This window comes from Candidatus Methylomirabilota bacterium (genome assembly GCA_003104975.1).
Classification (GTDB): Bacteria; Methylomirabilota; Methylomirabilia; order Methylomirabilales; family Methylomirabilaceae; genus Methylomirabilis.
On record PQAM01000008.1, the window covers coordinates 62,822 to 77,438 of the forward strand.

Annotated in this window: 11 protein-coding genes; 7 read left to right on the forward strand and 4 right to left on the reverse strand. The window is 59.2% G+C overall.

What is annotated here, in order from left to right; genetic code table 11:
* Positions 1–19 precede the first annotated feature (19 nt).
* The 5 genes from C3F12_03955 to C3F12_03975 all read left to right on the forward strand — a co-directional run bounded on the left by C3F12_03955 (position 20) and on the right by C3F12_03975 (position 6,472).
* A complete protein-coding gene (locus C3F12_03955) occupies positions 20–2,680 on the forward strand; it encodes a restriction endonuclease subunit R (GenBank protein PWB47148.1) in 2,661 nt (886 codons plus the stop codon).
* Entirely contained in the window at positions 2,677–4,800 is a 2,124-nt protein-coding gene (locus C3F12_03960) for a restriction endonuclease subunit M (protein PWB47149.1), read from the forward strand. The genes C3F12_03955 and C3F12_03960 overlap by 4 nt, the downstream gene beginning before the upstream one ends.
* 71 nt (positions 4,801–4,871) lie before the next feature.
* Positions 4,872–5,780, forward strand: a complete 909-nt coding sequence (locus tag C3F12_03965; GenBank protein ID PWB47150.1) for a hypothetical protein — start codon at positions 4,872–4,874, stop codon at positions 5,778–5,780.
* A gap of 37 nt (positions 5,781–5,817) precedes the next feature.
* Positions 5,818–6,120: a DNA polymerase subunit beta gene (locus C3F12_03970; GenBank protein ID PWB47151.1), complete on the forward strand. Its 303-nt coding sequence runs from the start codon at positions 5,818–5,820 to the stop codon at positions 6,118–6,120.
* A complete protein-coding gene (locus tag C3F12_03975; GenBank protein PWB47152.1) occupies positions 6,110–6,472 on the forward strand; it encodes a DUF86 domain-containing protein in 363 nt (120 codons plus the stop codon). Before C3F12_03970 ends, C3F12_03975 begins: the two co-directional genes overlap by 11 nt.
* Before the next feature lie 166 nt (positions 6,473–6,638).
* Here C3F12_03975 and C3F12_03980 read toward each other — a convergent pair whose 3' ends face one another.
* The 3 genes from C3F12_03980 to C3F12_03990 form a co-directional block, all read right to left on the reverse strand.
* On the reverse strand, positions 6,639–7,715 hold the full coding sequence (locus C3F12_03980) for a carotenoid 1,2-hydratase (protein PWB47580.1): 1,077 nt from the start codon (positions 7,713–7,715) through the stop codon (positions 6,639–6,641).
* An 82-nt stretch (positions 7,716–7,797) separates the two neighbouring features.
* Positions 7,798–10,362, reverse strand: a complete 2,565-nt coding sequence (locus tag C3F12_03985) for a hypothetical protein (protein ID PWB47153.1) — start codon at positions 10,360–10,362, stop codon at positions 7,798–7,800.
* Position 10,363: 1 nt separating this feature from the next.
* Positions 10,364–11,041, reverse strand: coding sequence for a lipoprotein-releasing system ATP-binding protein LolD (locus C3F12_03990; GenBank protein PWB47154.1), 678 nt, complete (start codon positions 11,039–11,041; stop codon positions 10,364–10,366).
* Positions 11,042–11,474: 433 nt separating this feature from the next.
* Here C3F12_03990 and pal point away from each other — a divergent pair, with 433 nt between their 5' ends.
* Positions 11,475–12,044 (forward strand): peptidoglycan-associated lipoprotein Pal, encoded by a 570-nt coding sequence (gene pal, locus C3F12_03995; GenBank protein ID PWB47155.1) that lies wholly within the window; start codon positions 11,475–11,477, stop codon positions 12,042–12,044.
* 11 nt (positions 12,045–12,055) lie between these two features.
* Here pal and C3F12_04000 read toward each other — a convergent pair whose 3' ends face one another.
* Positions 12,056–13,378 (reverse strand): sodium:proton antiporter, encoded by a 1,323-nt coding sequence (locus C3F12_04000; protein PWB47156.1) that lies wholly within the window; start codon positions 13,376–13,378, stop codon positions 12,056–12,058.
* 108 nt (positions 13,379–13,486) lie between these two features.
* Between C3F12_04000 and C3F12_04005 the strand changes: the two genes are divergently transcribed.
* Entirely contained in the window at positions 13,487–14,569 is a 1,083-nt protein-coding gene (locus C3F12_04005; GenBank protein ID PWB47157.1) for a metallophosphoesterase, read from the forward strand.
* Positions 14,570–14,617: the final 48 nt, after the last annotated feature.

The window sequence follows — 14,617 nt, forward strand, 5'->3', positions numbered from 1 at the left end:
GTGAGGGGGAACGCTCGGAGTGAGGAATCACCTACACCAGCGTCTTGCTCAGCGAGTGGACCAATGGCGAGGAGACGGGTATCCTGTCCCGCCATATCCTGCGCTGGCCGAGATTCTTGAGTGGGCATACGAGGGCGAGACCGAAACCCTTCGTTTCCTGCGCCGCCCACAGCTTCAGGCGCTAGAGACCTACTGGTATCTTCGGCTTGTCGAAGGGACTCCCCACGTTTGCGATCTATACCGGCGCTTCTTCCAGAAGCAGTCTGAACTCCTCGATGCGCTTGGACTTGACAATCCTCGCATCAAAGAATTCGCCCTGGATGAGGGGATCAATGCCCTCTGGACGCGGATCAAGACGGACGACGGATTCGTCCGCGATTTTCGGCTGGAATCGCTCCGCGAGACGCTCAGTCTTGACTACCCGAGCTACATCCTTGCCTTGGCGATGGGGGCCGGAAAGACCATTCTGATCGGCGCGATCATTGCGACCGAGTTCGCGATGGCGCTGGAATACCGCCACGACCCTGACGCCCCTTTTGTGCAGAATGCCCTCGTCTTTGCTCCAGGTAAGACAATCATCGAATCCTTACGCGAACTGGCCGAGATCCCGTACGAAAAAATCCTGCCGCCACGCCTGCACAAACCGTTTGCCGCCTCGGTCAAGCTGACCTTTACACGCGACGGGGAGAAGGACGTGCCGGTGATCCGAGGCAGCTTTTACAATGTTGTCGTGACCAATACCGAGAAGATCAGGATTCAGAAGGAGACGATCCGGAAGTCGGATATCGGCAACCTGTTCACGGCTGGGCGGGAGGATGAGGCCCGCGCCGAAATCGCCAACCTGCGTCTCCAGGGTATCGCCAGCCTCCCTCATCTGGCGGTCTTTTCCGACGAGGCCCACCATACCTATGGGCAGTCGCTTGATACCGAGTTGAAAAAGGTCCGCAAGACAGTTGATTATCTGGCTGCCAACACCAACGTGATCTGTGTAGTCAACACGACCGGTACCCCCTATTTCCAGCGGCAGCCATTAAGGGATGTGGTCATCTGGTATGGTCTTTCGGCCGGTATCAAAGACGGTATCCTCAAGGACCTGGCCGGCAATATCCACGCTTACGATTTCTCAGGCGACGCCGAAACGTATGTCGCCCACGTCATCGAGGATTTCTTTCGAGACTACGGCGATGTGCATCTGCCGAACGGCGCTCCCGCGAAGCTCGCCCTCTACTTCCCCCAGACCGCTGATCTCAAGGAACTCAAGCCAATTGTCGACCAGGCGCTGGTCAAGGTGGGCCAGAGCCCGACGCTCTGTCTCGTCAATACCTCCGATGAGACCATGACTAAACAGGCCGATATCGATGCCTTCAACCGGCTGAATGATCCGATGGCCCCGCATCGGGTCATCCTTCTGGTGAACAAAGGGACCGAGGGGTGGAACTGTCCCAGTCTGTTTGCGTGTGCGCTGGCTCGCAAGCTGAAGACTTCCAATAACTTTGTCCTACAGGCGGCTACCCGCTGCCTGCGCCAGGTTCCGGGCAACAGCGCTAAGGCCCGCGTCTATCTTTCTACTGACAACTTCGGCGTCCTCGACCGGCAGTTGCAAGAGACCTACGGGGAAACCATCGCCGACCTCAACCGGTCCGGGCAGGAGACTCGTAGCGCGCGCATCGTCCTGCGCAAGCTCGATCTCCCGCCGCTCGTCGTCACACAACGGGTCCGCACCGTCGTCAGGAAAGAGGAAGTCGCCAAACCGTTGCGCCTTGAGCGTCCCGCCCGCAGCGCCGATAGACGGCTTAAGAAGACCGTCCATACCCTGGCCGACCAGCAAGCCACGCTGAGCGTATTGCGCCAAGTGGGCGACACGGTGACGATGGAGGCGGCTCCGGAGGCAACCGATCCCTATGCGGCCGCCGTAGACCTGGCGGCTCGGTATAGACTTGATCTATGGGAAATCTACCATGAGCTTCGGCGGCTGTATGGCACGGCGGATATTCCGACCGTCCATATCGAGGTCCTGGCCGGCCAGCTAGAAAAGCAGACCCGCTTCTACGAGGTTCACGAGGAACGGGTCGAAGTTGCGCTGGCCCTGGTGAAGCCCGATGGCTTCACGAAGGATACGGACAGCTCCGGCATAGAGGTCTATACGGCCGAGATCATCTACCCCAAAGACCGCGAGCGCCTGCTGCTGTCATGGGAAACGATGAAGAGCAATAACGGACACGATTTCGGCTTTCACTACAGTCCGTACGATTTCGACTCCAATCCTGAGAAAAGCTTCTTCGAGCAGGTGTTGGCGCACATGAATCTGCATCCCTCTGAAGTCGAGGATATCTATTTCACCGGAGCGCTTACCGATCCGGCCAAGACCGACTTCTTCATCGAGTACAAAGACGACAAGGGAACGTGGCATCGCTACACACCCGATTTCATCGTCCGAAAGAAACCGAAACGGGGCGGGCAACCGGGAACGGGCAGGGTCTTCATCGTGGAGATCAAGCGCGAGCACGACCGCGCGCATCCGGTCGATGGCGAGAATGGCAGGAAGGCGATGGCACTGCGAAAGTGGGAAACACTGAATCCCGACCGGCTGAAGTATCAAATGATCTTCACTGACACTGATACCGTTCCCGCCGACGAGATGGGAATCGTGCGTAGGTTCGTCGAGGAGCCCTGTGCATGAGCGCCAAAATCCCGATCGACCGCGATAAGAAAACGGAGGTCAAGATCACGTCTGCCAAGGGTCGGCCGATGCTCACGTGGGTAGGCAAGCGACCGCTGTCGCACGTCACGGCCTTCCCGGCTCAGCATGTGGAAACGTTCGACCCTGTAGGGGCAGGGCTTGCCCGGCCCGGGGCGCAGCAAGCAGCGCCCCTACAGGATTCAACGATTTGGCGCGACTGGCCCACCACTTACCCGAAGGGCGGCCTCCTCTTCCATGGCGACAACAAAGAGGTATTGGCGCACCTGCTCGCCAACGGCTTCCGCGGCAAGGTGAACCTGATCTACATCGACCCGCCTTTCGATTCCGGCGCCGACTACGTCCGCAAGGTTTCCCTGCGCGGCGTCAAGGGTACGGCAAAGATCGACGGCGAGAGCTATACCATCGGCGAACAGATCCAGTACACCGACATCTGGGCTAACGACAACTACCTCCAGTTCATGTATGAGCGGTTGTTGCTGTTGAAGGAGTTGCTGGCCGAGGATGGAAGTATCTACTTGCACTGCGATGCAGCAAGAAGCTACCTGTTGCGATGTCTCCTCGACGAGGTTTTCTGCGCCGACCACTTTCGCAACGAGATCGTTCGGGAGAAACAGCGTGGCGGCAAACACCACGTCAAGAGGTCACTTGGGTCGATTCACGACACGCTTTTCCACTATTCAAAAGGCGATCAGTTTACATGGAATGAATTCCGCAAAGAAGTCCCTGAGCGGGTACTCTTCGAGCGCTACCCGTACGAAGATGAGCAGGGCCGGTATGCTCTAGCAGACTGTACGAACTTCAAAGTTGACCGTCCGAATCTCACCTATGAATTTCTTAGTTTCTTGAGAACCTGGAAATGGACTAAAGAGGAGATGCAGCGGAAATACGAAGCGGGCGAGGTGGTACAAAGTGCGCCCGGCAACATTCCGCGCCGCAAAGTCCGTCCAAACGACGGGGATCTCGTTCAGAGTCTGTGGTACGACGTACCGGACACTGAATCACATACTGACTATCCTACGGAGAAGTCACCCAAGTTGATTGAGAGGATCATAGAATTGTCTTCCAATACCGGTGATCTGGTTCTTGACTGCTTCATCGGCTCCGGGACCACGGCTGCTGTGGCACAGAAATTAGGCCGACGCTGGATCGGCTGCGACATCAACAAGGGGGCGATCCAGATCACGGCTAAGCGATTGCAGACGATCATTGGCGAGCAGATCGAGACGCGGCGGAAGAGCCCCCTCACCCTCGCCCTCTCCCACGAGGGGAGAGGGGATTGTTCTTCGTCCCCCTTGACGGGGGAAGGCCGGGATGGGGGTGAGAAGTCGCCGGCGCAGATGGCGTTTACCGTTTGGCGCGTGAACGACTACGATCTCGCGATCCAGCACAACGAGGCCGTCAATCTGGCCTGCGAGCATATCGGCATCCAGCGCACCAGAACCGACCCTTTCTTCGACGGTACGCTGGGGAAATCCCTCGTCAAGATCATTCCCTTCGGCCATCCCCTCACGCCGCTCGATCTGGAGGAACTCAAACGCGAACTGGAGGCCCGACCCGACGAAGACCGACCCGTTACCTTGGTCTGTTTAGGCATGGAACTCGCCGCAAAGACCTGGATCGAGGACTGGAACAGGCTTCGTAAGCGGAAGAAAGACGAATTCTTGCACAAGCCCGAGGTCAACAAGATCGACGTCATTGAGCTTCGCACCGATCCCAAGTACGGCAAGTTCATCCGGCACGAGCTGGCCCGCGCGAAGATCAAGATCACGCGCGTAGGGGCGCGGCTAGCCGCGCCCAAGATCGTTGTGGAGATCGAAGACTTCATCTCCCCGACGATCATTGAACGGCTCGAACAGCAGGCAGGGATTCTCAAACCGAAGATCGATGACTGGCGCGCGATGGTGGACTGCGTGATGATCGACCCAGCCTACGACGGCAAGGTCTTCAATGTGGCGCTTTCCGATGTGCCGGAGAAAAAGACCGACCTTGTGACGGGTAAGTACGGGATCCCTGCCCCGAACGGCGAAACGACCGTCGCCGTCAAGGTCATCGACATGCTTGGCGAAGAGGTGCTGGTCACGGTGCCGATGAAGAAATAAGGGCTAGTATGAGCCCTACACTTACACTCGCAGCATGATATTCGTTTCTACTGGTAAGGGGATCACCTCTAATGCTTATCGACGAGCAAATCAAAAAATGTGTAGCCTTCGTGTTGGTGGATGATACCGACCAAGAGAGTCGTATCGCAAAAAGGACGCCGAAAGCCACGGTATTTTTTGTGTGTGTTCCATTTGAAGAGGGTGCGTTCATCTATGCGGTTACCGCACGCCATGTTATAGATAGTGCGAGGCCTTACGACAGATTCTATGTCCGCGTGAACACGAAAGATGGTGCATTTGAAGACGTAGAGACTCAAGCCAGTGGTTGGTTCTGCCACCCTACGACGGATGTTGCCGCAATTCCGGTAAACCTGCCACAAAAAAACTATGATTTGCTCCCACTCCCTTGTTCTATGTTGCTCACTACAGAGATAGTGGCAAAGCGTAAGGTCGGCGTAGGCGATGATGTCATCGCGGTGGGTTTGTACAGCAAGTATTTCGGCGTTACGAGAAATCAACCTATTGTGAGATTTGGACACGTTGCGTTGATGCCAGATGAGCAAATTCCACTCAAACTCTATCCAGGAGAAAGCGGTCAACCTGTTCTTGGGGATGCCTATCTTCTTGAATTGCAATCTTGGGGAGGACAAAGTGGCAGTCCTGTCTTTGTATATTATCCAGCGGATCGGGAACTAAATCGTTTGAAGGTCCGTGGCGCAGGACCTGAGCTTCTCGGATTGATACACGGTCACCATGATCTGGATAAAAAGGTGAAGTTCACCGGAGATTTTCCAGGAACAGCGAAAGTGCCGCTTAATGCAGGCATCGCAATTCTGATTCCGTCCCAGAAAATCAATGAACTTTTGATGGGGGATGAACTGCTAGAGGATCGAAAAAGGCGTTACCAAGATCACAAGGCGCAGCAATTAGCAACGACGCCGGATTGTGCGGTATCCGATCAACCATCGCCAAAGATGTAATAGAGAACCCTGGTAAAGTCTTCGAGGAGCCCTGCGCATGAACCTCAAAATTCCGATCGATCGCGACAAGATCGCTGAGTTCTGCCGCCGGTGGAAGATCACCGAACTTTCCTTATTCGGATCGGTACTTCGCGACGACTTCCGCCCTGACAGTGACGTGGATGTCCTCGTCACATTTGCTGAAGACGCCCAATGGAGCCTGTTTGATCTGGTGGACATACAAGAAGAGCTGGGTCAGATATTGGGTCGGAAGGTTGACCTGACTGAAAAGAGAGGTCTCCGCAACCCGTTCCGGCGTTATGAGATCCTCAGGACAAAGGAGGTAGTCTATGTCGGGTGAAACCCGCGATCCCGCCTACCTCTGGGATATGCTGGAGGCCGCGAAAAAGATCGTGAGTTTTGCTCGAGATGTCACGCATGAACAGTATCGTGTCGATTTAAAACTTCAGGCGGCTGTTGAGCGTGAGATCAGTATCATCGGCGAGGCGGCTCGACGGATCAGCGGTCCCTTCCGCAGCGCCCACCCAGAGATCCCGTGGCAGAAGATTATTGCTCAAAGAAACGTGATGGTACACGAGTACGGCGATGTCGACCACGAACGCGTGTGGCAACTTGTTATCAACCACGTCCCACGTCTGATTGAGGATTTGACACCATTGATCCCGCCAATTCCTGAGCAGCCGAAGGAATAACCAATACTTGATTGCGATAATACCCGTGACGTCATTCTCGCAGTCCTCAAACGGGAATCCATTGATTTTGCTGGATACCCGCTTTCGCGGGCATGACGGCTTATGTGTGCTAACTTTCGCAAGTAAGTACGAGGACCGACTCAACGAACAACTCATCCGGTTTCCTTCACAGCGGCTGGCGGAAGGGGGCGGCGTAGCCGGTCATTTCGAGATACCCGACTCCGGCGATCGGCCGGTCACCCGCAGTCCCCGAGATGGCGACCGACCCTTCCCAGTAGGTAACCATGGTGCTGCCGCGGGTATCCAGCTCCTGATCAGGGAATGCGGCCTGCACCGACAGGTCGAGGCGTCGGCCGGGGACCTGGACCCGCCACCGGATCGGGTATTTGCCGCCACTCTTCGGGCTCCGCCAGACCTCTTGCGGTGTCATTTTAAAGGCGTTCAGAGGCAGATGCTCGACTCGCCCGTCCGGATAGATCAGGCTGCCGCTGGAATGGGGGTCTGGTTGCCCATCCGTCAGTCGGAGCTGGTAGAGCATCAGGTCGGCGCCATCGTCGAGTTGGATCGCGAACCAGTCCCACCCGATCTGCGATTCTGTAAGCTGGTTGCTCCCGAATTCGTGATCCATCCAGGTTGAGCCGGTCACGGCCTGCCGCTTTCCGGAAAAGGTCAACGTGCCCTTAGTGGCCATCTTGGTAACTGAGTAGTAGTGGGAAGCGCGGCCCAGGCCTTCTGCTTTTTGACTCACGCCATCACTACCATGGATGGCGGGCGGTTTTGTCTGGGTCAGGGTGAGGTCGATCGCATGCCCCTCTGCACTTGCGGTCAAGCGGTGAATCTTTCCATCTCCACTGGCCTCCCATGGGCCGTTCCAGATTCTGAACGCCCCTGTTGAGGCGCCGGCCGAATCCAGGGCGCCGCGACTTCGGCGCTCCCAATAGTGAAAGCGGCGGTGCGTAAGGTCCGAAAGGGCGAAGTGAGCCAGGTGCAGGTCCCGGACCGCCCAACGGGACCGGCTGTCGCCCCGAAGTGCCGGATCGACGCCGACCCGGAAGAAGGTCAGTTGATAACCGAACCGCTGTCCGTCGCCGGTCTGTAGATGGCCTGAATAGTACCACCACTCGGTTTTGTAATCGGGATGCGAGGCGTGGTCGCGCGGAAAGGCGAATCGATAGCCGGGAAGCGCCTGCCGGAAGGCTTGCCGGGCGATCGCGCCACTCCCGACGAAAAGGTCGAAAAGCATCACGACCGCAACGATCGCTCGCGTGGCCGTGTTCTCACGAACTCTCCTCACGCCTCACCCCTCACGCCTCACCCTGTGCGCCTTACCCTTCAGACGAGACCGCCGCCGGGATGTCCAGGCGCGTCGCCTGTCGCGCAGGTAGATAGCCGGCCAGCAGGGCTGTGCCGAGTGCGATGATTGATGACTTCAGCACAACCCACCAGGAAAACTGGAACTGGATAGTCCAGCCGAACGACTGCTTGTTGATCACGTGAATCAGGATAAGCGACAGCGCGATACCGGCCGCCAAGCCGAGCAGTTCGGTCAACAGGCCAAGGAGTCCCGCTTCTCCCAGAATAATCCGCACAAGCTGCGCCTTCGTCGCCCCGACCGACCGCAGCACACCAATCTCCCGCCGACGACTCAACACCGAGGCCCACAACACATTAAAGACGCCGAGCACGCCCACCAGAACCGCAATCAGTTCCAGGGCGCGCGCCACGGCAAAGGTATTATCAAAGATCTCCAGGACTCTGGCCTTCAGCGCTCGATTCGAGTTGATCGCGACCGCGCCGCTTTCCCCCGCCAGCGCCAGAAGCTGTCGCCGCACGGCGGCCTCGTCGGCGTGTGGCTCAAGATAGATCGCCAGGATGTCGGCTCCGTTCTCGCCCCCCGCCCTGGTCCAGAGATCTCGATCCATGACCACCTTGCCGCCGTCGGTTGAGTAGTCATAAAATACCCCGGCAATCGGAAGCTGAACCCGGCCTGAGGGGAGATCGAGAGGCAACCGGTCCCCCTCGGTCAGCCCTCTGGACAACGCGAGGCTCTCCGAGATAATGATCCCTCCCTCAACCTTTGCGCGTCGAAGAATCGTCGCCGACTCCCCATTCCGGAACAGCAGTCTGCCGTAACGCGCGAGTACCTCGAAATCCCCCGCCGCGAACAGACCCTCTTGCCCCAATAGTTCGACCCGTGTGCCGATAAATGGGTCAATGGCGGCGATGCCGGGAATCCGAGCCGCGCCCTCAATGAAACTGTCCGAAAGCCTGGCCTGGCTCCCCTTGATAAAGCGGGCAGCCGGCGATACGATGAGGTCCGCCCTGATCGTCTGTTCTACCCACAGCTCCACCGTCCGCCGGAAGCTGCCGATCATCAGGGTCAGCCCAACCAACATGGCGATAGCGGTCATCATGGCGGCGACCGCCACCGCACCTCGGCCGACCTGCGACGAAAGGTTGCCGGCCGCAAGTACGAGCAGGGGCGCCCGCCTTCCCCCGCAGAGGGCGTGAATGCCTGCGCCGGTCAGGCGTAAGAGTTGGGGGGTAAAGCACGCGACCCCGAAGATAAGACAGGCCAGGGAGAGATAGCCGAAAAGCGGCGCGCCGGCAACCGGACCGGGACGAGTCAGCAGGAACGCGGCAGTCAGCAGTACGAAACCACACAGGAGGGCGAGCGGGGAATGGCGTATCCAGGTTTTTTCAAAGGACCCGATCTGCATGGCGTCCTTCGGCGCGATCCGGCCGGCCGCACAGGCCGGCACAAGGGAGGCCAGCAGCGCGCCGCCGCTTCCCAGCGCGAACGCCGTGAGCAGCAGGACCGGACCGACCTCGAGCTCTTCTACCCGGAGGTAGGCATAGAGGGATGACACGGTTGTTGAGACGGTCTGAAGGAGCGCCCGGCCGAGCAGCAGCCCGCCGCCGACGCCGAGCAGCGAGCCCAGGAGTCCCAGCGCCATGCCTTCGGTCGCAAAGAGCGCGGCCACCGCGCCCCGCGTGAGTCCGAGTGCACGGAGGATCCCGATCTGTCGCCGCCGCTCCAGGACTGAAAGGGAGACGGCATTGTAGACCAGAAAGAGACTGACCAGCAGCGCAATGGCGCTCAGGGCGGTCAGGTTGAGACGAAACGCCCGGAGCATCTTCTCCACCTGGCGGCCTCGCCGATCCGGTTGTTGGACGCTGAGATGCGGGGGAAGCCGTGTCGCCAGACGCGCCCTGATCTCATCCAACGAAACCCGTTCATCGGTCACCACATCGATCCGATCAAGTCGCCCGATCTTGCCGAACGCCACCTGGGCGGCGGCAATGTCCAGGATCGCCATATTGCCGTCAAAGGCGCGGGCCGGCCCATGTGGGGCCAGCAGTCCCCTGATGGTGAACCGCTGTCGCCGCGGCCCGACCAGAAGCGTGAGGCGTCCGCCCTTCTGCAGTCCGTGCGCTTCGGCGAACGTCGCCGTGACAAAAATGGCGTCGGGACTGAGCAACTCCTCTATTGTCGGTGGACGGTCATCATCAGCCAGACGGTATTCCCGAAACGGGTCTTCGGCAAACAGATCGACCCCGATGAGGAGAAGCGCTTCGCCCGGCGAGTCTGCAACGGCCGCCACCGTGTGCATAATCGGCGCGGCTGCCGACACCCCGTCCATCCGTTGCACCGCCGTCAGGAGCCGTTCATCGATGCCCGGTTCGCCGCCGGAGATCTCGATCGTGGTCCGTCCGGCCACCAGATCGATGGCCCGCGTAAACGAGCGCAGGACACTCTCGTTGGTTGCCTGGATTGCGGTAAAGGTGGCGATGCCGATGGCGACGCCCGTCACGGTCACCAGCATCCTGACTGGACTTATCCAAAAATGGCGAAGGATGGTGAGTCGTATGATCGACCAGATATGCACGTCAGGATTCCTCGAGTCCCGCCAGTCGTCCGTCACGAAGGTAGACGATCCGACCGGCCCTCCGCATCGCCTCTTGACTATGGGTGGCCAGGACAATCGTCTGTCCGTGATCTCGATGCAACTCATCAAGCAGATCCAGGATCGCCTCACCCGCCACCGAGTCCAGGTTTCCGGTCGGTTCGTCGGCCAGGACAACACGCGGCCCGGCGACAATCGCCCGGGCGATCGCCACCCGCTGCTGTTCCCCGCCGGACAGCTCATGAGGCCAGTGCGCCGCGCGGTGGGTCAGACCGACCCGGCGCAGCCCCTGCTCGACGCGCGTTTCGATCTCGGCGTGGTGCAAGCCATCCAGCAGCAAGGGGAGAGCGACGTTTTCCCCGGCGGTCAGCGTCGGCAGCAGGTTGAAGAACTGATAGACGATCCCGATCCGGCTTCGACGAAGCCGCGTGAGGCTATCGTCTGGCAGATCATCCAGGCGCTCTCTGTCCAGCCACACCTCGCCGGAGGTCGGCCGATCAATCCCGGCCATCAGGTTCAGAAGGGTACTCTTCCCGCAGCCGCTCGGTCCCACCAATGCGACGAATTCCCCTGGCCCTATGGTCAACGTCACCCGATCCAGGGCCCGTACCTCAACCGCACCCAGCGAATAGGTCTTTGATACCCGCTGAAGTCTGATCACCTCTAGTCCCTCACCCTGATCGGTATTAAGTACTCCCTTCAATCGTGTACGTGAACGGTGACGACGGTCAGGAGGGCCTCTCTATAATTAGTATCCCAAAATCGTGAGGCCTTTGGAAAGTGCGAAGGCAAATCTGACGTCGAGTCCTTGACACGAACGACGAAAGAGTATAGATATAAGAATATTTGCAGATGCAATAATACGCATAGCTCATCGTCCGGGGTCCCGCACAAAAGCCGGAAATGGGATTGACAAGGCTGCAGGCGAGGGGTATAGATACCCCTGTTTTGGAAGAGTCCGATGAGATGTCGATCGTCATCGTTTCCGGTTCCGGCTGAGAATCGGAGGCCGTCGATCGGGTATTAGGAGCGTGAATGAGGGGTAAGGCGGCCGGCGCTGCGAGCCGCTCCGTCCCTCGAAACGTCGTGTACGGATGGGGGGGAGACAGATGAAGAGATTGTGGAGACTCAAGAGTATTTCGACGATCGGATTGCTCGTGTCCGTCACACTTCTGCTTACCGGCTGCCCGAAACGGGCGGATCTCGGCGGCATGGATGGGACGTCACCCACCGCTCAATCCGAGGAAAAGGTGAAGCCTGCCCAACCGATTCAGGAACCGCCGGCGCCCGGGGCGCCATCCGCGCAACAACCGACAACGGCCGGGAAGGAGTCACCGCTCAGGGATATCTTCTTCGATTTCGACAAATCGACGATCAGCGGAGACGCCATGACCAGTCTCCACGAGAACCTTCAGTGGTTCAACGCCAATCCAACCGCACAGATCACCATCGAAGGCCACTGTGACGAACGCGGGACGGCGGAATATAATCTGGCCCTGGGGGAACGACGGGCCAAGGCGGCCGGGGATTACCTGGTGGCGGCGGGCATTGGTGCCAAGCGCATCAAGATCGTGAGTTTCGGGAAAGAACGCCCGTTCGCTCCGGGTCACGATGAGTCGGCGTGGAAATGGAACCGGCGGGCGCATTTTGTCGTCAACGAATAGCGGTAACGCGATCAGCGGAAGAAGACAAGGGTCGCCAGGAGAAAGAGAGGCAGGAGGATGCCGACGGTGTATTTGATGTACCCGAAGAACGAGGGCATCTTCACCCCGGCCTCCTCCGCGATCGCCTTGACCATAAAGTTCGGGCCGTTGCCGATATAGGTATTGGCCCCCATCGATACGGCGCCGACCGAGATCGCCGTCAGGAGCGTCTCGCCGCGCATGTCATCGGTAACGGCCTGCAGAAGCCGGTCAAGATGGGCCGATTCTGTCCCCATCAGGCCGCTGGCCATCGACGCAAAGGTCAGATAGGTCGGCGCGTTATCGAGAAAGCTCGACAGGAGTCCCGTTACCCAAAAGAACTGCCATGGCTGCGTGAGCCCAAGTTCGGCTCCGCGTGATTCCAGAATCGCCAGCGCCGGGATCATCGTCGCGAAGATCCCGGCGAAGATGACGGTCACCTCCACAATGGGGGACAGGGTAAAGCCGTTGGCGGCGCGCGTATCCCGGCGTGTCAGCAGCATGGACAGGCCTGCAAGGATACCCATTCCCACTATCTGCCCCCCCTTGCGCGCATGCTCGGACTGAAGACCGACCTGGGCGCCGAATCCCCCGATAACAAAGGCGACCGTGAGCACACCCAGCAAGAGTATGATGTTCACCCCCCCTTCAATACGGAGCCTATTCCCTATCTCAACCCCCGCCCTTGTCGCCGCATCGCGTGTCGTGCGCTCGGATCGAAATCGACATCGATCCCATGCGTAGAAGATCACGAGCAGCGTTGTGATCATGGTGAGCCAGTGCGGCAGCAGTCGGATCGTCCACTCGAACGGCACCCCTCGGAGAAAGCCGAGAAAGAGCGGCGGATCGCCGAGGGGGGTCAGCATCCCGCCGATATTCGAGACGATGAAAATGAAGAAGATGACGACATGGACCTGATGCCGGCGCCGCTCGTTCGCGTGAATGAGCGGACGAATCAGCAGCATCGAAGCGCCCGTCGTCCCGATAATATTTGAGAAGATCGCCCCCATCGCCAGAACGAGGGTGTTGGTCACGGGTGTTCCGGGCAGTGACCCCCGCAGATAGATGCCGCCGGCGATGATAAACAGGGCCAACAGCAAAGCCATAAATGCTGCGTACTCAATCCCCGTTTCGATGAGGCGTGAACGATCCAGCCAGAAGATGTACACGACGACGGGGAACGCGAAGAGGGCGCTGATGATCCCCTTATTGCGGTTGGATTCCCACCAGTGGGGAACCAGCAGCGGCAGGATCGCAATGGCCAGGAGTAACAGGGCGAATGGGGCTACCCAGACCAGTCCAAACTGATGATGCAATGGCGTTCCACCCTCCTGCCGCGGTCATGGCGAAACCCTGCATGGCTGTGCGTACCGGTGCCGTCACGATCGCTGTGACGGGTCGGGTGACACCATACCAGAGTTGGCGTGAAAGTCAACGCGCTTCCGCTGCGCCCTGCGATGGTCTTATGGTATACTTTTTGTATGGTGTTTGAGCAGTCTCAGCAGGACAACGAGGTCTTCACGGTCGCCCACCTCTCCGATCTCCATCTCACGTCACCGGTCGACGTCGAGATTCGCGATCTCCTTAACAAGCGTGCGCTGGGTTATCTGTCCTGGCGACTGAAGCGCCGTCACGAGTACGTACCCGAGATCGTGGCCGCCCTCTGCGACGATCTGAGCGGGCTGGCGCCGGATCATATTGTGATTACGGGCGACCTGACCCATCTCGGCCTCCCCAGTGAATGTCGACAAGCCGGACAATGGCTGCAGATGCTTGGCTCACCGACCGATGTCACCGTAGTCCCGGGCAACCACGACGCCTACGTCAGGACCCCGTGGCAGGATACCCTCGCCCTGTGGGCGCCCTACATGGCCTCCGATCCCGGCCTGCAGACCGATGCGCGACAGGGGCCGGGCGGTTCGCTCTTTCCCAGTGTACGTAAGCGAGGACCGGTCGTACTGATCGGCGCGACCTCCGCACGTCCATCCGCCCCCTTTTTCGCGACAGGAAGTCTGGGGGTCGCCCAGATAGACAGACTCGGCGACGTCCTCGAACAGACCCACCGGCAGGGCCTGTTCAGAATGCTCCTCATCCACCATCCTCCTCTGTCTGCCATGATCGGCTGGCGGAAACGACTCACCGACGGGGCCGCGTTGAGGGGGCTGCTTGCCCGGTACGGCGCGGAGATGGTGTTGCACGGACATGCCCATCGTTCGTCCGTGCGGTACCTGCCCAACGGGTCGGGCGCTATCCCTGTCGTGGGCGCCCCTTCCGCCTCCTCGCGTAGAGTCAAGGCCAAGCGGCGTGCGGCCTATTACGTCTACGGGGTGCGTCCGTCCTCCTCCGGATGGGAGGTCTGTGCAACGGTACGCCGCTACTCCAGAGAAGATCGTTGTTTCGTGACGGGGGATCAGTGGATGATACGGGTGCCGGGCGCAACGACGGGCTCAGTGGACGCGTCGATACACCCACACCGTCATCACGCCCAGCACGGCCAGCGGGCTTAGGACGGTCAGCGGGGCATTGAGATGCCAGATGGCCCCGAGATGGGCCGC

Excerpts from the sequence above, each read along its gene's own strand:
- C3F12_03960 (PWB47149.1), top strand. The coding sequence starts at position 2,677 with ATGAGCGCCAAAATCCCGATCGACCGCGATAAGAAAACGGAGGTCAAG.
- C3F12_03965 (PWB47150.1), top strand. The coding sequence starts at position 4,872 with ATGCTTATCGACGAGCAAATCAAAAAATGTGTAGCCTTCGTGTTGGTG.
- C3F12_03970 (PWB47151.1), top strand. The coding sequence starts at position 5,818 with ATGAACCTCAAAATTCCGATCGATCGCGACAAGATCGCTGAGTTCTGC.
- pal (PWB47155.1), top strand. The coding sequence starts at position 11,475 with ATGGGGGGGAGACAGATGAAGAGATTGTGGAGACTCAAGAGTATTTCG.
- C3F12_03980 (PWB47580.1), bottom strand. The coding sequence starts at position 7,715 with ATGCTTTTCGACCTTTTCGTCGGGAGTGGCGCGATCGCCCGGCAAGCC.
- C3F12_03975 (PWB47152.1), top strand. The coding sequence starts at position 6,110 with ATGTCGGGTGAAACCCGCGATCCCGCCTACCTCTGGGATATGCTGGAG.